The sequence below is a fragment of the Streptomyces thermospinosisporus genome, from assembly GCF_039526425.1.
Classification (GTDB): domain Bacteria; phylum Actinomycetota; class Actinomycetes; order Streptomycetales; family Streptomycetaceae; genus Streptomyces; species Streptomyces thermocarboxydovorans.
Window position 1 is genome coordinate 165,029 of the sequence record NZ_BAAAIZ010000010.1, and the last position, 16,328, is coordinate 181,356.

General features: G+C 70.3%; 21 protein-coding genes. 11 read left to right on the forward strand and 10 right to left on the reverse strand.

Going from position 1 to position 16,328, the window contains the following annotated elements:
• The first annotated feature begins 27 nt into the window (after positions 1-27).
• Positions 28-984, forward strand: coding sequence for a methylmalonyl Co-A mutase-associated GTPase MeaB (gene meaB / locus ABD207_RS05680; RefSeq protein ID WP_344010501.1), 957 nt, complete (start codon positions 28-30; stop codon positions 982-984).
• A gap of 466 nt (positions 985-1,450) precedes the next feature.
• On the opposite strand, the gene ABD207_RS05685 is transcribed toward meaB, so the two are convergent.
• The gene (locus ABD207_RS05685) at positions 1,451-2,224 is read right to left on the reverse strand and encodes a PepSY domain-containing protein (RefSeq protein ID WP_344010503.1); all 774 of its coding nucleotides are present in this window, start codon (positions 2,222-2,224) and stop codon (positions 1,451-1,453) included.
• 115 nt (positions 2,225-2,339) lie between these two features.
• Between ABD207_RS05685 and ABD207_RS05690 the strand changes: the two genes are divergently transcribed.
• Together ABD207_RS05690 and ABD207_RS05695 are read left to right on the forward strand one after the other, a co-directional pair.
• Positions 2,340-3,077, forward strand: a complete 738-nt coding sequence (locus ABD207_RS05690; RefSeq protein WP_344010505.1) for a response regulator transcription factor — start codon at positions 2,340-2,342, stop codon at positions 3,075-3,077.
• A complete protein-coding gene (locus tag ABD207_RS05695) occupies positions 3,077-4,627 on the forward strand; it encodes a sensor histidine kinase (protein ID WP_344010507.1) in 1,551 nt (516 codons plus the stop codon). Before ABD207_RS05690 ends, ABD207_RS05695 begins: the two co-directional genes overlap by 1 nt.
• A gap of 148 nt (positions 4,628-4,775) precedes the next feature.
• On the opposite strand, the gene ABD207_RS05700 is transcribed toward ABD207_RS05695, so the two are convergent.
• The 4 genes from ABD207_RS05700 to ABD207_RS05715 form a co-directional block, all read right to left on the reverse strand.
• The gene (locus ABD207_RS05700; protein WP_167997629.1) at positions 4,776-5,252 is read right to left on the reverse strand and encodes a MarR family winged helix-turn-helix transcriptional regulator; all 477 of its coding nucleotides are present in this window, start codon (positions 5,250-5,252) and stop codon (positions 4,776-4,778) included.
• A gap of 101 nt (positions 5,253-5,353) precedes the next feature.
• Positions 5,354-6,157 carry an AIM24 family protein gene (locus ABD207_RS05705; RefSeq protein WP_344010510.1) on the reverse strand — a complete coding sequence of 268 codons (804 nt, stop codon included), beginning with the start codon at positions 6,155-6,157 and terminating at the stop codon, positions 5,354-5,356.
• Complete coding sequence (locus ABD207_RS05710) at positions 6,154-6,804, reverse strand: AIM24 family protein (RefSeq protein WP_344010512.1); 651 nt, start codon at positions 6,802-6,804, stop codon at positions 6,154-6,156. The genes ABD207_RS05705 and ABD207_RS05710 overlap by 4 nt, the downstream gene beginning before the upstream one ends.
• Before the next feature lies 1 nt (position 6,805).
• Complete coding sequence (locus tag ABD207_RS05715) at positions 6,806-7,438, reverse strand: AIM24 family protein (RefSeq protein WP_344010551.1); 633 nt, start codon at positions 7,436-7,438, stop codon at positions 6,806-6,808.
• 167 nt (positions 7,439-7,605) lie between these two features.
• Here ABD207_RS05715 and ABD207_RS05720 point away from each other — a divergent pair, with 167 nt between their 5' ends.
• Together ABD207_RS05720 and ABD207_RS05725 are read left to right on the forward strand one after the other, a co-directional pair.
• A complete protein-coding gene (locus tag ABD207_RS05720) occupies positions 7,606-7,950 on the forward strand; it encodes a DUF3817 domain-containing protein (protein ID WP_344010514.1) in 345 nt (114 codons plus the stop codon).
• Complete coding sequence (locus ABD207_RS05725) at positions 7,947-8,240, forward strand: MTH1187 family thiamine-binding protein (RefSeq protein ID WP_189739141.1); 294 nt, start codon at positions 7,947-7,949, stop codon at positions 8,238-8,240. Before ABD207_RS05720 ends, ABD207_RS05725 begins: the two co-directional genes overlap by 4 nt.
• 82 nt (positions 8,241-8,322) lie before the next feature.
• Here ABD207_RS05725 and ABD207_RS05730 read toward each other — a convergent pair whose 3' ends face one another.
• Positions 8,323-8,646, reverse strand: coding sequence for a sulfatase (locus ABD207_RS05730; RefSeq protein WP_344010517.1), 324 nt, complete (start codon positions 8,644-8,646; stop codon positions 8,323-8,325).
• A 136-nt stretch (positions 8,647-8,782) separates the two neighbouring features.
• Between ABD207_RS05730 and ABD207_RS05735 the strand changes: the two genes are divergently transcribed.
• Together ABD207_RS05735 and ABD207_RS05740 are read left to right on the forward strand one after the other, a co-directional pair.
• Positions 8,783-9,007, forward strand: coding sequence for a GntR family transcriptional regulator (locus ABD207_RS05735; protein ID WP_344010519.1), 225 nt, complete (start codon positions 8,783-8,785; stop codon positions 9,005-9,007).
• Between the two features lie 107 nt (positions 9,008-9,114).
• Positions 9,115-9,624 (forward strand): MarR family winged helix-turn-helix transcriptional regulator, encoded by a 510-nt coding sequence (locus ABD207_RS05740; protein ID WP_344010521.1) that lies wholly within the window; start codon positions 9,115-9,117, stop codon positions 9,622-9,624.
• 2 nt (positions 9,625-9,626) lie between these two features.
• Here the strand turns inward: ABD207_RS05740 and ABD207_RS05745 are convergent, their stop codons facing one another.
• The 3 genes from ABD207_RS05745 to ABD207_RS05755 form a co-directional block, all read right to left on the reverse strand.
• Positions 9,627-10,079 carry an NUDIX hydrolase gene (locus ABD207_RS05745; protein ID WP_344010524.1) on the reverse strand — a complete coding sequence of 151 codons (453 nt, stop codon included), beginning with the start codon at positions 10,077-10,079 and terminating at the stop codon, positions 9,627-9,629.
• Positions 10,076-10,270 carry a hypothetical protein gene (locus ABD207_RS05750; protein WP_344010527.1) on the reverse strand — a complete coding sequence of 65 codons (195 nt, stop codon included), beginning with the start codon at positions 10,268-10,270 and terminating at the stop codon, positions 10,076-10,078. Before ABD207_RS05750 ends, ABD207_RS05745 begins: the two co-directional genes overlap by 4 nt.
• 227 nt (positions 10,271-10,497) lie before the next feature.
• On the reverse strand, positions 10,498-10,995 hold the full coding sequence (locus ABD207_RS05755; protein ID WP_344010529.1) for an ATP-binding protein: 498 nt from the start codon (positions 10,993-10,995) through the stop codon (positions 10,498-10,500).
• Between the two features lie 223 nt (positions 10,996-11,218).
• Between ABD207_RS05755 and ABD207_RS05760 the strand changes: the two genes are divergently transcribed.
• The 4 genes from ABD207_RS05760 (at position 11,219) to icmA (ending at position 15,133) form a co-directional block, all read left to right on the forward strand.
• Entirely contained in the window at positions 11,219-12,460 is a 1,242-nt protein-coding gene (locus ABD207_RS05760; RefSeq protein ID WP_344010530.1) for a helix-turn-helix domain-containing protein, read from the forward strand.
• Between the two features lie 10 nt (positions 12,461-12,470).
• Positions 12,471-12,944, forward strand: a complete 474-nt coding sequence (locus ABD207_RS05765) for a hypothetical protein (protein WP_344010532.1) — start codon at positions 12,471-12,473, stop codon at positions 12,942-12,944.
• 65 nt (positions 12,945-13,009) lie between these two features.
• A complete protein-coding gene (locus ABD207_RS05770) occupies positions 13,010-13,348 on the forward strand; it encodes a DUF3817 domain-containing protein (RefSeq protein ID WP_344010534.1) in 339 nt (112 codons plus the stop codon).
• 84 nt (positions 13,349-13,432) lie between these two features.
• Positions 13,433-15,133, forward strand: a complete 1,701-nt coding sequence (gene icmA / locus ABD207_RS05775) for a coenzyme B12-dependent isobutyryl-CoA mutase large subunit (RefSeq protein ID WP_344010536.1) — start codon at positions 13,433-13,435, stop codon at positions 15,131-15,133.
• 281 nt (positions 15,134-15,414) lie between these two features.
• Here icmA and ABD207_RS05780 read toward each other — a convergent pair whose 3' ends face one another.
• Positions 15,415-16,029 carry a TetR/AcrR family transcriptional regulator gene (locus ABD207_RS05780; RefSeq protein ID WP_344010538.1) on the reverse strand — a complete coding sequence of 205 codons (615 nt, stop codon included), beginning with the start codon at positions 16,027-16,029 and terminating at the stop codon, positions 15,415-15,417.
• Positions 16,030-16,328 lie beyond the last annotated feature (299 nt).

A 16,328-nucleotide genomic window follows, 5' to 3' on the forward strand; every position in this document is an offset into this window, starting at 1 on the left:
TGGTCGACTCTCGTGAACGGAGCTGTGATGCAGGACGTCTCCACTCTGGTGGCCCAGGCCAGGGAGGGCAGGCCCCGGGCCGTGGCCCGGCTGATCTCCCTGGTGGAGGGGGCGTCCCCGCAGCTCAGGGAGGTCATGGCGGCGCTGGCGCCGCTGACCGGCAACGCGTACGTGGTCGGTCTGACCGGCTCTCCCGGGGTGGGCAAGTCGACGTCCACCTCGGCGCTGGTCACCGCCTACCGCAAACAGGGGAAGCGGGTCGGCGTCCTGGCCGTCGACCCTTCCTCGCCCTTCTCCGGCGGGGCCCTGCTCGGTGACCGGGTCCGGATGTCGGAGCACGCCTCCGACCCCGGTGTCTACATCCGCTCCATGGCCACCCGGGGCCACCTGGGCGGGCTCGCCTGGGCGGCACCCCAGGCGATCCGGGTGCTGGACGCGGCCGGCTGCGACGTGATCCTGGTCGAGACGGTCGGCGTCGGACAGTCGGAGGTGGAGATCGCCTCCCAGGCCGACACGTCGGTGGTGCTGCTGGCGCCGGGGATGGGCGACGGGATCCAGGCGGCCAAGGCCGGAATCCTGGAGATCGGTGACGTGTACGTCGTCAACAAGGCCGACCGGGACGGGGCGGACGCGACGGCGCGGGAGCTGAACCACATGCTGGGCCTCGGCGAGGCCCGCAAGCCCGGCGACTGGCGTCCGCCGATCGTGAAGACGGTCGCGGCGAAGGGGGAGGGCGTCGACGAGGTCGTCGAGGCGCTCGACAAGCACCGGGCGTGGATGGAGGAGCGGGGCGTTCTCGCGGAGCGGCGCAGGGCGCGTGCCGCGCGCGAGGTCGAGACGATCGCCGTGACCGCTCTGCGGGAGCGCATCGGAGACCTCCACGGCGACCGCCGCCTGGGTGCCCTCGCCGAGCGCATCGTCTCCGGCGAGCTGGACCCCTACCGCGCGGCGGACGAACTCGTCCAAAGCCTGACCGAAAACTGACCCCCTCTCACCGCACCCAAACCGGGGGCTCCGCCTCCGGACCCCCGGCCTGTGCCTGCCCGCCGCCCGACGCGGTTGGCTGACAGCGCCCGCCTCGGGGGGCTCCGCCTCCGGACCCCCGGCCTGTGCCTGCCCGCCGCCCGACTCGGTCGGCCGAAAGCGCCGGCCCTGGGGGGCCGGGCTCGCGCGCTTGCCGGGCGCTCGGTTGGCTGACAGTGCCCGTCCCGGGGCTGCGCCCCCGAACCTCCGGGCCTTGCCCGCCCGCCGCCCCAATCGGTTGGCTATAGGCGCTGGCCTGGGGGCCGGGCTCGCGTGCTCGTCGCCTGACTCGGTCAATTGTGAAGTGGCACGGGTGAGCAAAATCAGCCCGTCCGGCGTTTGAGGACGAGGCCCGTTAGGGCCGGTGACGGGGTCCGGGGGCGGTAGCCCCCGGGGTCGGGGATGGGAAGGGGCGGCGGGGGCGGGATCAGTCGTCGTCGGTCGAGTCGTCCCGGTCAGGGGTGACGGCGGTGCTGTTGAGGCCGACCTTCCACTCGGCGGAGCCGTTCGTCTCGATTTCCCAGCCCTTGTCGTTGTCGTCGTCCAGTTCCACCGACGTGACGGTGCCCTTGGCCGACGCGGCCTTCGCCGCCTCCTCGGCCGTGACCGAGGCGCCCTTCAGCGCGGCGCGGACCTCGGCGGCGTCGTCCTCGTCGTCCTGGTGGGAGCCCAGCACCTTTCCGCTGCTCGGGTCGATCCACACGCTGTACCAGGTGTCGCCCTTGTCCAGGACGTCGACCTCCCATACGGCCCTGCCGCCGTCGTCCCCGTGGTCGTCCAGCTCCGCGGAGACGGCCGTGCCCGGGGTGTGCTTCAGCGCGGCGGCGATCGCCTCGGCCGCGGTCACGTTCCCGGAGCCGGCGGCTCCGGATTCGTCTCGGTCGTCGTTTGCTTCGTCCCGGTCGTCCCGGTCGTCCCGGTCGTCCCGGTCATCCCGGTCCCTCCGGTTATCCCGGTCGTCGTTCGGCTCGTCGCGGTCGTCCCGGTCGTCTCGATCGTCGTTCGGCTCGTCGCGGTCGTCGCGGTCCGTGTCGTCGTCATCGGCTTCCTGCTGAGCCTGCGCCAGATTCTGTGTCTGCGTCTGCGCCTGCGTCCTGGTCGCGGGCGCGTCGTCGTCCCCCGACACCGCGAGTGCGGTGGCCGTGCCGCCGCCCACCAGTGCCGCGCCCGTCACCACGGCGATCACGATGTTGCGCTTCATGCCGACTCCTCCCGAGTCACTGCGATTCCGACACCGCCAATGTCGCCGAACGACCCTGAGAGGAAGCTGAAGCCACCTGAAGGGAACTTCAGGTTCCCTTTGCCACCCTGGTGGCATGCGCCCGCCCGTGTCCCACCACCGCCCCGCCGGAGGCGCCCCGCGCCGCCCCTGCCGGCTGCTGATCGTCGAGGACGAGAAGCGCCTCGCCGTCTCGCTCGCCAAGGGCCTCGCCGCCGAGGGCTACCTCGTGGACGTCGTCCACGACGGCCGAGAGGGCCTGCACCAGGCCACCGAGGGGACGTACGACCTGGTGATCCTCGACATCATGCTCCCCGGCCTGAACGGCTACCGCGTCTGCGCCGCCCTGCGCGCCGCCGGGCACGACGTGCCGATCCTGATGCTCACCGCGAAGGACGGCGAATACGACGAGGCCGAGGGCCTGGACACCGGCGCGGACGACTACCTGACCAAGCCGTTCTCGTATGTCGTCCTGGTCGCCCGGGTCAAGGCGCTGCTGCGCCGTCACGCCCAGGTCGCCGGGGCCTCCCCGGTCCATGTGCACGGCGATCTGAAGGTGGACACGGCCGCCCGGCGGGTCTTCCTCGGCTCGAGTGAAGTCGCGCTCACCGCCAAGGAGTTCTCCGTCCTGGAGTACCTGGTGCTGCGCGCCGGCGAGGTGGTGTCCAAGGCGGAGATCCTGGAGCACGTCTGGGACTTCGCCTACGAGGGCGACCCGAACATCGTCGAGGTGTACATCAGCGCCCTGCGCCGCAAGCTCCGTTCCGCGCTGATCCGCACCGTGCGCGGCGCCGGTTACCGCCTGGAGGCCCCGGAAGAGACGGAGCCGGCGTGATGAGGCGGCTGTTCGGCTCGGTGCGTGCCCGGGCGACCGTCGCCGCGACCCTGGTGGTCGCCGTGGCGCTGCTCGCCGCCGGCACCGCCGTCCTGCTCTCGCTGCGCTCCAACCTGATCGGCGAGGCGGGCACGCGGGCGGAGCGCTCCGCCCGTGCCGTCGCCTCCGAACTGGCCGCCGGTACGCCGTACAAGGACCTGTCCGGGCTGGACGGCGACGACGGCCCGGTGCAGGTCGTGGACGACGACGGGCGGCTGGTCGCGGCCACCGAGGACCTGGAGCGGATCAGCGGTACGGGGAACGCGGACGTCACCCCGGCGCCGTCCGCGACGGAGCGCAACGACGACCGGGAAGACCGGGAAGACCGGGAAGACCGGGAAGACCGGGAAGACCGGGAAGACCGGGAAGACCGGGAAGACCGGGGGGACGGCGGCTCGGACGACTCCGACAGCTCCGACGAGGGCGGTGACGGCGACGACGACGATCACCGTGAACGCCTCGAGCCGGGCGAGATCGCCCCGGAGACGGACTTCACCAACGGGTCCGCCACGCTCGACGGCGACACGGCGGACTACCGCTTCGCCGAGGTCGAGGTGGAGACGAAGGACCGGGGCCGCCTCACCGTGTACGCCGGTGCCGCACTGTCCGCCGAGCGCAGCGCGGTGAACACCGCACTGACCGGGATGCTGATCGGCTTCCCCGTGCTGCTGGCCGTCGTCGCCGGGGTGACCTGGCTGGTCACCGGGCGGGCGCTGCGCCCGGTGGAGGGCATCCGCCGGGAGATGGCCGCGATCACCGCCTCCGAGGATCTCGCCCGCAGGGTGCCGGAACCGGCCACGCACGACGAGATCGCCCGGCTGGCCCGCACCACCAACGAGACACTGGCCGCGCTGGAGGCGTCGGTGGAGCGCCAGCGGCGGTTCGTCGCGGACGCCTCGCACGAGCTGCGCAGCCCCATCGCCTCCCTGCGCACCCAGCTTGAGGTGGCCGCCGCCCACCCCGGGCTGCTGGACCTCGACGGCGCCGTGCACGACACCGTGCGGCTCCAGCAGCTCGCCGCCGACCTGCTGCTGCTCGCCCGCCTGGACGCGGGGGAGAAGCCGGCCGGCACCCCCGTGGACCTGGCGGCGCTGGCCCGGGAGGAGTCCGCCGGGCGCACCGGGGTGGTCGTGGACGCGGAGCCGGTCGAAGTGGCCGGATCGCGGGGGCAATTGGGGCGATTGCTGGCCAACCTCCTCGACAACGCCCAGCGGCACGCCCGGGAGACGGTCACGGTCACCGTCCGCCGCGAGGGCGGCTGGGCGGTGCTGGGCGTCGCCGACGACGGCGAGGGCGTCCCGGAGGCCGACCGGGAGCGGATCTTCGAGCGGTTCGTGCGGCTGGACGCGGCCCGCAGCCGCGACGACGGCGGCGCGGGTCTGGGCCTGGCCATCGCCCGGGATGTCGCCGTGCGGCACGGCGGGACGCTCACGGTCGGCGACGCCCCGGCCGGCGGAGCCCTGTTCGAGCTCCGCCTGCCGGTGGTGGGCGACGACGGGCGCGACACCTGACACGATGGCCGACACTGACGCGATGGCCGATGGCCGACGCGGCAACTGACCGGCCGACCGGTCGGGCCGCCTCGTGGGGCCGGTCCGTCGTTCCGTGAGTCCGGATTGGGTGAGGGCGCGGTGCGCAGCCCCCCGCGTGTGCCCCGCGTCAGGGGCGTCCGCGCTGCCCCCGCAAGTGCTCCGCGATCGGTTTGAGCGCCTTGTCGAGTTCCATCAGGGCGTCCGGCGACAGCAGGTCGATGAAGTGCCGGCGCACGGATGCCACGTGGTGCGGTGCGACCTTCTGCATGGTCTCCATGCCGTAGTCGGTGAGCACGGCGTACAGGCCCCGGCGGTCGGACTCGCAGTTCTCCCGCCGGACCAGGCCGGCGTTCTCCATCCGGGTGATCTGGTGGGAGAGGCGGCTCTTGGACTGCAGGGTGGCGGACGCGAGGTCGCTCATCCGCATCCGGTGGTCATCCGTCTCGGAGAGGTTCACCAGGATCTCGTAGTCGTTCATTGTCAGGCCGAACGGCTGCAGGTCTTTCTCGAGCTGGTACGTCAACAACTTGTTGACCTCCAGGTGGGTGCGCCAGGCGCACTGCTCCGCATCGGTCAGCCAGCGGGTGGCCGTCTCGGTCTCCATGAATGAAGTCTACCTAAGAAGTTGAAAAGCGAACTAGTGAGGGGTGGCGTGTGACGTAGACGGCGTGCACGCGTTCGATGTCACACTCCGCAGACTACCGCTCACAGCCCGAAGCGACGCTGGAGGTCGCCCAGCTGTCCGGGAAGGCGCGGTGTGCCCGGGCCCTGCCCGTGACCGCCGGACATCCCGGCGCCCGGGACTCCCGCCTGCTGCGGAGTGGCCCCCGTGTCCTGCTCCGGCATCAGCGTCTCCGACGACTGCATCAGCACCGTGCCCGCCCCCACGAACTCGAGCTGATGCTCCTCGCCGGAGACCCCGCCGAGGCCCGTCAGTGCACGTAGACCGCCCATTACGCCGGTCATGTACCCATGGTCGTAGTGGTGGCACGGCGAGGGGCAGTCGGCCCATCCGACCAGGGCCTGGGGGTCGACCCGGACCGGGGGTTCCATGAACACCACCGGACCGTTTGACGCGGCCACGAACTTTCCGGTTCCGATGAGGGTGAGAAAGCCGGGAACGATCGACTGCTTCAGTGACAGACTTGGCTGAAAAGCGAGCAAGTTGCCCGAGCGAATGGTCAGGTTGCCCTCATCCAGGTCGTACGAATTCACGTCGAAGGCCCGGTCGGCGAGGAGCATCTTGCCCGAGCCCCCGGCCACCACCCAGTCGCTCGCGTGCAGTGGCGAATGGAACGAGGTTCGGACAAGTCGGTCGAGTCGGCCGTGCCCGATGCCGTTGAACTCGATCGAGCCGTAGTAGGCGATCATCTTCCCCTTCTGCAGGAACCACTGGTTCCCCTTGAGCTCCACGCAGAAGGTGTACGGGTTCACGTTGTCGTCGGACGGCAGGGTCATCGGGTCGTACACGGCGGGGCCGGCGCCCGGGGTCGTCTGATAGGTGCTCACAGCTTCTCCTCCGAGGCCTGGACGTACACCGCTCCGCTGCCGCTCAGCTCCAATTGGAACGCCTCGCCCGAGCCGCGGCCCACCATGTCCCGCCAGCCGAGTGCCGTGGACAGCTTGTTGCGGACGTCGCCGTGGTGGGCGACATAGGCCTGCGGGTCCACATGGACCGGGCGGCCCGGGGTGATCGGGAGCTCGATCACGCCGCCGTGCGCCATCACGGCGACCGCGCCGTGCCCCGTGAGGCTGGTGGTGAACAGGCCCTGCCCGGAGACCTGGCCCCGCACCATGCCCATCACCCCGCCCTGGGAGCCCAGGAAGACCGTGCTCTGCTGCAGGGTGCCCTCGAAGGCCAGCAGGCGGTCCGCCTCCACGTAGAGGGTGTCGCCGGAGAGGTCGATCACCTGGATGTGGTGGCCGCCGTGCCCGAACAGGACGGTGCCGTTGCCCTCGACCGTCATCAGGGGCGTGTCCTCGTTCGCCACGCGCCGGCCGATCATCGACATCACGCCGCCCTGGCCGCCCATGGTGTTGGGGGTGAAGCTGACCTCCCCCTTGTAGGCGAGCATCGCGCCGCGCTGGCTGAACAGCCGCTGACCGGGCGCCACGGTCGCCTCGATCATCTTCGAGTTGATCTCCCGGAAGCCCATGTCAGACGTCCCCCGCGATGGTGTTGCGCTCACTGGGCTGGACATAGACGAGTCCGTCGCCCTCGAAGCGGATCTGGAAGGCCTCGCCGCCGCCCTCGCCGATCAGGGTGCGGAAGGTCACACCCGACTGGAAGGACTGGCGCAGGTTCCCCTGGTGCGCGACATAGGCGCCGGGGTCGACGGAGAGCGGGTACTGCGGGCTGACCCGGAGCACCACCGCCGGGCCGTCGGACATCACCGCCACCTGCCCGTGACCCTCGACCGTCGTGGTGAACAGGCCGTTGCCCTGGGAGGCGCCGCGCAGGCCGGTGAAGGTGGTGCCGGTGCGCAGGCCGCCGTCGGTGGCCAGCAGATTGCTGGACTCCACATACAGCTTGTCGCCCTGCAGCGTGATCAGGTTGATCTCGCTGGCCCGGTCGGCGAAGAAGCAGGTGCCGTGTCCCTTCACCTCCATCAGGGTCATCTGCTCGCCGGTCAGCCGGCGGGTCACCATGCCCCGGATGCCCTCACCGCCCCCGGTGAGCTTCTTGAACGCCATCTCGCCGTCGTACGCGACCATCGAGCCGTTCTTCGCCTTCACGGCATCTCCGGTCATGTCGACGGCGAGCACCTTGCTGCTCTGAAGTCGGAACATCGCCACGGATGGCACGGTAGCCGCCGGTTTGCCCGGCCGAACAGGGCCTGAAGGGGGAGACGGACCCTGAGCGAACCCCCAGGAACGCGGTTTGCCACAATGGCGCAAGCGCTTGTGCGTACATTCACAAGAACAGTCGCTTTCTGCCTCTCCCCCGAAGGTGATCCGTGGACATCAAAACCGCCACCGCTCTCCGCCGGCTGCGCCTCGTCTCCGCGCCGGAGGCCGTGTCCTTCCTGCTGCTGCTCGTCTGCTCGGTGCTGAAGCGGACCACGGAGTTCAACGCGGTCCCGGTGATGGGCGCGGTCCACGGTCTGCTCTTCACGCTGTACGTGCTCTTCTGGGCGGACGCCTGGAACCGCACCAAGTGGCCGCTGAAGACCGCCGCCTACTACTTCGTGATGGCGGTGCTGCCCGCCGGCGGCTTCTTCGCCGACCGCAGGCTGCGCCGTGAGGCCGAGGACGCGGTGATCGCCTCCCGCGCCCGCAAGGAAGGTGTGGTGAACGCGTGATCGTCGCCTTCTCGGTGACGCCGCTCGGCGTCGGTGAGGACGTGGGGGAGTACGTCGCCGACGCCGTGCGCGTGGTCCGCGAGTCCGGTCTGCCCAACCGCACCGACGCGATGTTCACCTCGATCGAGGGCGAGTGGGACGAAGTGATGGACGTCGTCCGGCGCGCGGTGGCCGCGGTGGAGGCACGTGCGCCCCGCGTCTCGCTGGTCCTCAAGGCGGACATCCGCCCCGGCGTGACGGACGGCCTGACCTCCAAGGTGGAGACGGTCGAACGGCATCTGGCCGAGTAGCCGGGTGCGGGGGTGATCACCGAGGCCCAGAGGCCCCGGTGACCAGGGTCCCTGGGCCTCGTTCGTACGCCCCTCGCCCGCGCTACCGGCCGGGCCCGCCTGTCTGTGCGCCGGCTGACGGCTCAGGACTGTTCAGTCCCAGCCGCTCTCCCCGCAGGACCGCGACCAGGATGGCGTCCTCGGCGGAGTGCGCGACGAAGCGCAGAGCGGTCCTCAGCTCCGGTGGTGTCGCCCCGGCGTCGTCGGCCAGACTCCGTGCCCGCCGGGCGTCCGATCGTGCGGTCTCGATCAGTTCGGCCTCGAAAGCGTCTGCCAGTCGGCTGACGATTCCATCGCCCGGTGAGACGAAGGCGGGTCGATCGCCCTCTTGCCAAGGCAGGCGTCGCAGCTGGGTAGTGTCGTGCATGTCGTCGCTCCCTCGTAGCGTCGGCCACGCCCCGGGACCGTTCGCCGCGGTCGCCGGGGTCCTTTTCTGAGGCAACCTTACGCGGTTACGCGATTACGCGGTAGCTCGTATCCGCATTCCCGCGGACGCTTGGGACATGGAACTTGATCGCTCCGTTCCCGTCTGGCCCCAGGTGGCCGCCGACCTCCGTCGCCGTCTGGATGCAGGTGAGTGGAAGCCCGGTGAGCGCTTCCCCGGCACGGTCACGCTGGCAGCGGAGTACGGCGTGACGCAGTCGACGGTCCAGAAGGCCGTTGTCGCCCTCCGGGAGGAGGGCCGCCTGCGCACGGTTCTGGGGGCGGGGAGCTACGTCCTGCGCTGACGGCCGTCCAGTTCATGGCGAACCGTCTTGTCCACGGCGAACCGTCTCGCCGACCGATAGGCGAGACAGGGCTGACCAGCATATGACCGGCCGGTAAGGTCGGTGCCGTGCCGAAGCCGCTCAGTCTCTCGTTCGATCCCATCGCCCGCGCCGACGAGCTCTGGAAGCAGCGCTGGGGCAATGTGCCGTCCATGGCGGCGATCACGTCGATCATGCGCGCGCACCAGATCCTGCTGGCCGAGGTCGACGCGGTGGTCAAGCCGTACGGGCTGACCTTCGCGCGCTACGAGGCGCTGGTGCTGCTGACCTTCTCCAAGTCCGGCGAGCTGCCGATGTCCAAGATCGGTGAGCGCCTGATGGTGCACCCCACCTCGGTCACCAACACGGTGGACCGCCTGGTCCGCTCCGGCCTGGTCGCCAAGCGCCCCAACCCCAACGACGGCCGGGGCACCCTCGCCTCCATCACCGACAAGGGCCGCGAGGTCGTCGAGTCCGCCACGCGCGACCTGATGGCCATGGACTTCGGCCTCAGCGTCTACGACGCCGAGGAATGCGCCGAACTCTTCGCCATCCTCCGCCCCCTCCGCATGGCTGCGGGGGACTTCAAGGAGGAGTAGCGTCATCGGGCGCTGCCCGCGAGTTCGCTCTTTTTGATCAACCGCTCGGCCAGCAGGAGCGCCAGAGGTCCGGCGGGGAGCAGGAAGCGCCCCTTGGTAGCCGCAGTCACCGCCTCGTCCAGCGGCCACCAGGAGAGCTTGAAGTCCTCTTCCGTCTCATGGAGCTCCTGGTGCCCCAGGGTGAGGTCCTCGGCGAGGTAGAGGGAGACCCGGGCGGAGCTGCCAAGGGTGATGGCGTATGTCCCGAGGTGACGCCACCGCGCAGCGGTGACACCGGCCTCCTCCCGAAGTTCACGACGGGCGCACTGCTCGGGTTCTTCACCAGGGTCTCGCCGGCCTCCGGGGAGGAACAGCTCGCCATGCCCGGCGCTGGCGGAGCTGAGGACGGCGACGCGTCTGTCATCGTCGACGGCGACGATGACAGACGCGTCCTGCAGATTCGGGGATTCGGTCATGTGCTCGGTTCTGTCAGGTGACGAGTGATGATGTCGGCGAGTTCGCCGGGGGTGCGGTCGTCCGTGTCGATGGTGACGGCAGTGGGGTCGTTGGCGGCCACTTCGTCGAAGTTCGCGCGGAGACGCTCCAGACGTCCTGGCACCGTGATCATGTCGTGGTCGTCCTGGTTGCGGTCCTTCTTGCGAGCCATCCGGCGTCGAGGCGGTCATGTATTGCCCTCCGAGGGTTGTGCCGGGTGATGACAAGCGGCTTGCTCCGCCGCCGGTGAGGGGTCGAAGCCTGACGGCGGTGCAGGCACGGGGAGCGAGTCAAAGAGGTGCGGGCTGAGGACGACCACGGGTGGCGTCAGTCCCAGGACGGCCAGGACGGCGACGGCGGAGCCAGGACCGCTCGGCCGGGGGCGCGCATGAGCTCCGCTCACGGCTGGACCTGCAGTAAGGCCCAGACGACCTTGCCGGGAGGACGGAGCGTCACACCCCAGTCGGCGGCGAGGGCCTCCACGAGAACCAGGCCGCGGCCACCGGGCTCGTCCCCACCCGGCTCACGCTTCGCCGGCAGGGCCGGGGAATCGTCGGAGACCTCGATCCGGACGGCGTGCCGCGCCGGACGCTCCAGGGTCAGACGGCAGTGTCCGGGCCGCGTTCTTCGGGCGGGGTCCGCGTGCAGGATTGCGTTGGTGACCAATTCGCAGGCGATCAGTTCGGCGTCCGACACGAGAGCACCCGGGAGCCCCCAGCACATCAGCACGGTGCGTACCGCCCGGCGAGCGAGCGCTGCGCTCCGGATTTGACGGGCGAGGTGCATGTCGTAGCCGGGGCGTCCCGCACCACGGGCGTGCAGTCGGGGAACGATGAGGAGTGATCGTTTCGCGGTCATACAGGGCATCGCGGCCTCACGCTCGAGCGGCTGGGGCATGCGGCGACCATCCGCCGGAGCCGGGTGGGAGGTCGCCGCGTCCAGAACGTCCCCTGGTCATGGGCTCGTTGCTGGTCTGACAGTCAGTCAACGGTCACGCTGCGCTGTGGGACCATCACCCATGCGGCCCCCGCATACGGATATCCGCATGGCGGGTACGGGCAGACGTCCGGTGCCGCGAGGGCTCTTAACGTGAGGGAAGCCGTTACGTGGGGGTGCCGCTGTGTGGCAGGCGAAAGCAGTCCGGGAGGCAGCCCGGGCGGGGGACTACGGCAAGGTCATCGAACTGGTCCGGCAGGACCGTCGCATGACCCAGGCGCAACTCGGCGGCGCGATCGGTCTCTCGCAGTCGGCCGTCTCACGGCTGGAGAAGCGAGGCGCCCGCACTTACAGCACGGAAGTCCTGGCGGCGGCGTCGGCCCACCTTGGGATTCCGCCCTCGTGGGTGGGGCTTGCGGACAGCCGCTCGCCAGGACATGTGAACGGTGATGATGACGTGGATCGACGACGATTTCTCGGCGGCGTCGCGGCGACAGCGGCGATGCCGGTGCTGACCGCGCTGCCCCACAGGGACGGCCCCTCGGAAGGACGGGCTGCCGCACTGAGACTCTCGACGTCGGCCTATCGCAGACTCGACGGTTCCACGCCGTCTCGTGATCTTTCCGAGGCCGTCAAGTCGCACATGCGGCTGATCCAGAGCATCACCGCCAAGGCGACGGGGGAAGGCGATCGCCACCGCCTCGCTGCGGTGGGCAGTGAGGCCGCGAGCCTCGCCGGATGGCTGGCCTGGGACATGGGTGACAACGGGTCCGCTCGTACCTGGTACGGATCCGCGCTCAAGGCGGCCCGGGCCTCCGGCGACCCGCTCCTGGTGGCCTACCAGGCGGGCAGTCTGGCCCAATTCGAGGCTCACGCGGGCAACGGCACCGAGGCCCTCAATCTGGCTGGACGAGCCCGGCGCGTGCTGGGGGACCGGTGTCCGCCGGTCGCGGAGGCCTGGCTGCTGTCCGTGGAGGCCCTTGCCCATGCCGCCGGCGGCGACCGCCGTTCGACCGACCGAGCGTTGACCGCGAGCCGTGCGGCGGCCGAGGCGCTGCCCGGGGACCCTCCGCCCTGGCCCTGGGTGTTCGCTTTCGATCCGGAGAAGGTGGCCGCATGCCGGGTGACCTGCGGAGCACGGCTGGGTCTGGCCGATTGGGTGCTCTCGGACGACGTGGAGGCCCTTGCCACCGGTCATGCGAAGCAGCGTGCACTGCTGCTGCTCGACATCGCCGCCGGACACCTCGCCGGCGGTCGGATCGAACCGGCGTTCGCGCTCGCCCGGTGGGCGCTCGACACGGGGCTGACGTACAAGTCCGGGCGTGTGGTGGAACGGGCCCGGGCCTTGCGCCGCACCCTGACGACCGGCGCACCGCCCAAAGTGGTGCGTGACTTCGACGAGCGCCTGCACGGCGCGTATCTGTAGGAGGACAGCCATGCGGGTGGGGATCACCGGGCACCGTGGACTGGACGCGGGGGTGGAGCGGCGGGTGCGGGCGATGCTCGAGCAGGTGGTGGGCGACTACGACCCCGCCGGACTGGTCGGCGTCTCGTGTCTCGCGGACGGGCCCGACTCCTGGTTCGCCGAGGCCGTGGTGAAGCGCGGCGGCCGTCTCGAGGCGGTGATTCCGGCCGCCGGATACCGGGACGGCCTTCCGGACTGGCACCACGCCACCTACGACGCCCTGCTGCGGCAGGCGTCCGAGACCCACGAGACCGGGATGGGCGAGTCGACGTCCGAGGCGCACATGGCGGGCTCGGAGATCCTCGTGGACCTGTCCGACGAGCTGCTGGCCGTGTGGGACGGCAAGCCCGCCCGGGGCTACGGCGGCACGGCGGACGTGGTCGCATACGCGAAGCGGAACGGTGTTCCGGTACGCGTCCTGTGGCCCGATGGGGCCGTCCGCTGATCGTCACCGCGGGTTCCGGTGCCCCGGTCCAAGATCTCCCGGAACCGCCGGTTACGCTCGACTCCATGAAGAAGAGCGTGCTGACCCGCTACCGCGTCATGGCCTACGTCACCGGTGTGCTTCTCGTCGCCCTGACGATCGGCATGATCGGCAAGTACGCGCTGAAGATGGACGGCGCGGCCGACTTCACCCAGGTGGTCAGCATCGCCCACGGCTGGCTCTACGTGCTGTACCTGATCTTCGCCTTCGACCTGGGCTCCAAGGCGAAGTGGCCGGTGAAGAAGCAGCTCTGGGTCCTGCTGGCCGGCACCGTCCCGACGGCCGCATTCTTCGTGGAGCGCAGGATCAGCCGCGAACTGGAGGCGACCGTCGACGGCGAGTCGCCCGTGGTCGCCAAGGCCTAACGTTTTCGCTGGTCACCGCCGTGCGGAGCAGCGCACGGCGGTCAGCCATCGACATTTAGTAGGACGTCCAAGTAAATTTGAAGCATGGACGCTGACGCCATCGAGGAGGGCCGCCGTCGTTGGCAGGCCCGGTACGACGCTGCTCGCAAGCGGGACGCCGACTTCACCACGCTCTCCGGGGATCCCGTGGAGCCGGTGTACGGGCCGAGGCCCGGGGACCGGTACGAGGGGTTCGAGCGGATCGGGTGGCCGGGTGAGTTCCCGTTCACGCGCGGGCTGTATCCCACGGGGTACCGGGGGCGGACCTGGACCATCCGGCAGTTCGCCGGGTTCGGGAACGCCGAGCAGACCAATGAGCGGTACAAGATGATCCTCGGCAACGGCGGAGGCGGCCTGTCCGTCGCCTTCGACATGCCGACGCTCATGGGCCGCGACTCCGACGACCCCCGCTCGCTCGGCGAGGTCGGCCACTGCGGCGTGGCCATCGACTCGGCCGCCGACATGGAGGTCCTGTTCAAGGACATCCCGCTCGGGGACGTCACCACGTCCATGACGATCAGCGGGCCGGCCGTGCCCGTCTTCTGCATGTACCTCGTGGCCGCCGAGCGCCAGGGCGTGGACGCCTCCGTGCTCAACGGCACGCTGCAGACGGACATCTTCAAGGAGTACATCGCCCAGAAGGAGTGGCTCTTCCAGCCGGAGCCCCATCTGCGCCTCATCGGCGACCTGATGGAGTACACCAGCGCGCACATCCCCGCCTACAAGCCGCTGTCCGTCTCCGGTTACCACATCCGTGAGGCCGGCGCGACGGCCGCGCAGGAGCTGGCGTACACCCTCGCGGACGGCTTCGGGTACGTGGAGCTGGGCCTCAGCCGCGGCCTGGACGTGGACGTGTTCGGTCCGGGCCTGTCGTTCTTCTTCGACGCGCACGTCGACTTCTTCGAGGAGATCGCCAAGTTCCGCGCCGCGCGCCGGATCTGGGCCCGCTGGATGCGGGACGTCTACGGCGCCAAGACCGAGAAGGCGCAGTGGCTGCGCTTCCACACCCAGACCGCCGGTGTCTCGCTGACCGCCCAGCAGCCCTACAACAACGTGGTGCGTACCGCCGTGGAGGCGCTGGCCGCGGTGCTCGGCGGCACCAACTCCCTGCACACCAATGCCCTGGACGAGACCCTCGCCCTGCCGAGCGAGCAGGCCGCCGAGATCGCGCTGCGCACCCAGCAGGTGCTGATGGAGGAGACCGGCGTCGCCAACGTCGCGGATCCGCTGGGAGGTTCGTGGTACGTCGAGCAGCTGACGGACCGGATCGAGGCGGACGCGGAGAAGATCTTCGACCAGATCAAGGAGCGCGGCCTGCGCGCCCACCCCGACGGCAAGCACCCGATCGGACCGATGACCTCCGGCATCCTGCGCGGGATCGAGGACGGGTGGTTCACCGGCGAGATCGCCGAGTCCGCCTTCCGCTACCAGCAGGCGCTGGAGAAGGGCGACAAGAAGGTCGTCGGCGTCAATGTGCACACCGGCTCCGTCACCGGTGACCTGGAGATCCTCCGGGTCAGCCACGAGGTGGAGCGGGAGCAGGTGCGCCTGCTGAAGGAGCGCAAGGCCGCCCGCGACGAGGCGGCGGTGCGCGGCGCCCTGGACGCGATGATCGAGGCCGCCCGGTCCGACGCCAACATGATCGAGCCGATGCTCGAGGCCGTGCGGGCGGAGGCCACCCTGGGCGAGATCTGCGGTGCGCTGCGCGACGAGTGGGGCGTGTACACCGAGCCCGCGGGATTCTGAGAAGCCCCGCCGGGTACCGCCAGGCTCTGAGACCTCGCCGGGTACCGCCAGGCTCTGAGACCTCGCCGGGTACCGCCGGGTTCTGAGACCTCGCCGGGTACCGCCGGGTACCGCCAGGTTCTGAGAGTCCTGCCGGAGCACTGAAACACCGGTCGCCCGGGTCCTTCCGAGGTCCCGGGCGACGGTGGATCGAGGGGCTCCCGGGCGGTGGTGGATTCGCGGGGCTTCCGGGCGGCGGTGGATTCGCGAGACTTCCGGGCGCTTTGACGGCTTTGCTGTCGCTACGCCGCCGCCAGGCCCTGCAGCAGCACCCTGGTGAAGCTCCTGACCCACGCCTCGTCCGCCGGCTCCGCGCTGACCAGGGTGCGGTGGACGACCGCTCCGGCCACCATGTCGAAGATCAGGTCCACCGTGCGGGCCGACTCCTCGGGATCGGTGGACGGCGGGAGTTCGCCGCGCTGCTCCGCGCGGGACCGCCCGGCGAGAACAAGCCGTTTCTGCCGGTCGACGATGGACGCCCGGATGCGTTCGCGAAGAGCCTCGTCGCGGGTGGCCTCGGCGACCACCGCCATCAGGCCGCTGCGCGCCTCGGGGCGGGCCAGGATCGAGGCGAACTGGAGCACCACGCCCTCGATGTCGGCGGCGAGCGAGCCGCGGTCGGGCAGGCTCAGTTCGTCGAAGAGCTCCGCCACCGCGTCGACGACCAGTTCGTTCTTGCCCGACCAGCGGCGGTAGAGGGTCGTCTTGGCGACCCCGGCGCGGGTCGCCACGTCGCCCAGCGTCAGCTTGGACCAGCCCAGCTCCACCAGCGCCTGACGGGTGGCCGCCAGGATCGCGGCGTCCGCGCTGGCGCTGCGGGGGCGGCCGGTGCGGCCTGCCGGGGTACGGGTCTGCATGGAACGACCATAACCGGCCGTTTCCGTGCAGTCGTGAGGGAGATCACCGGCTGAAGGGGTCCCTCCGGCTCCGCTTGGCATTACGCTACGAGTCGTAGCGAAAGCACGAGTGACCGACGTGCCGGAGCGACAACCACAGCGACACCTTCAGGCGCGGGGTGGGGACCCCGGCGCCGGCACACCGCAGGTTCGGCGGGGGCGCGCAGCCCCCGCAAGCCTGGCTTTCACCGCGGTTTTCACCTAGATGAATGAGTCCAAGGGGTGTCGTTGCGGTCAGTGATCGTAGGCGGTCAGTGACC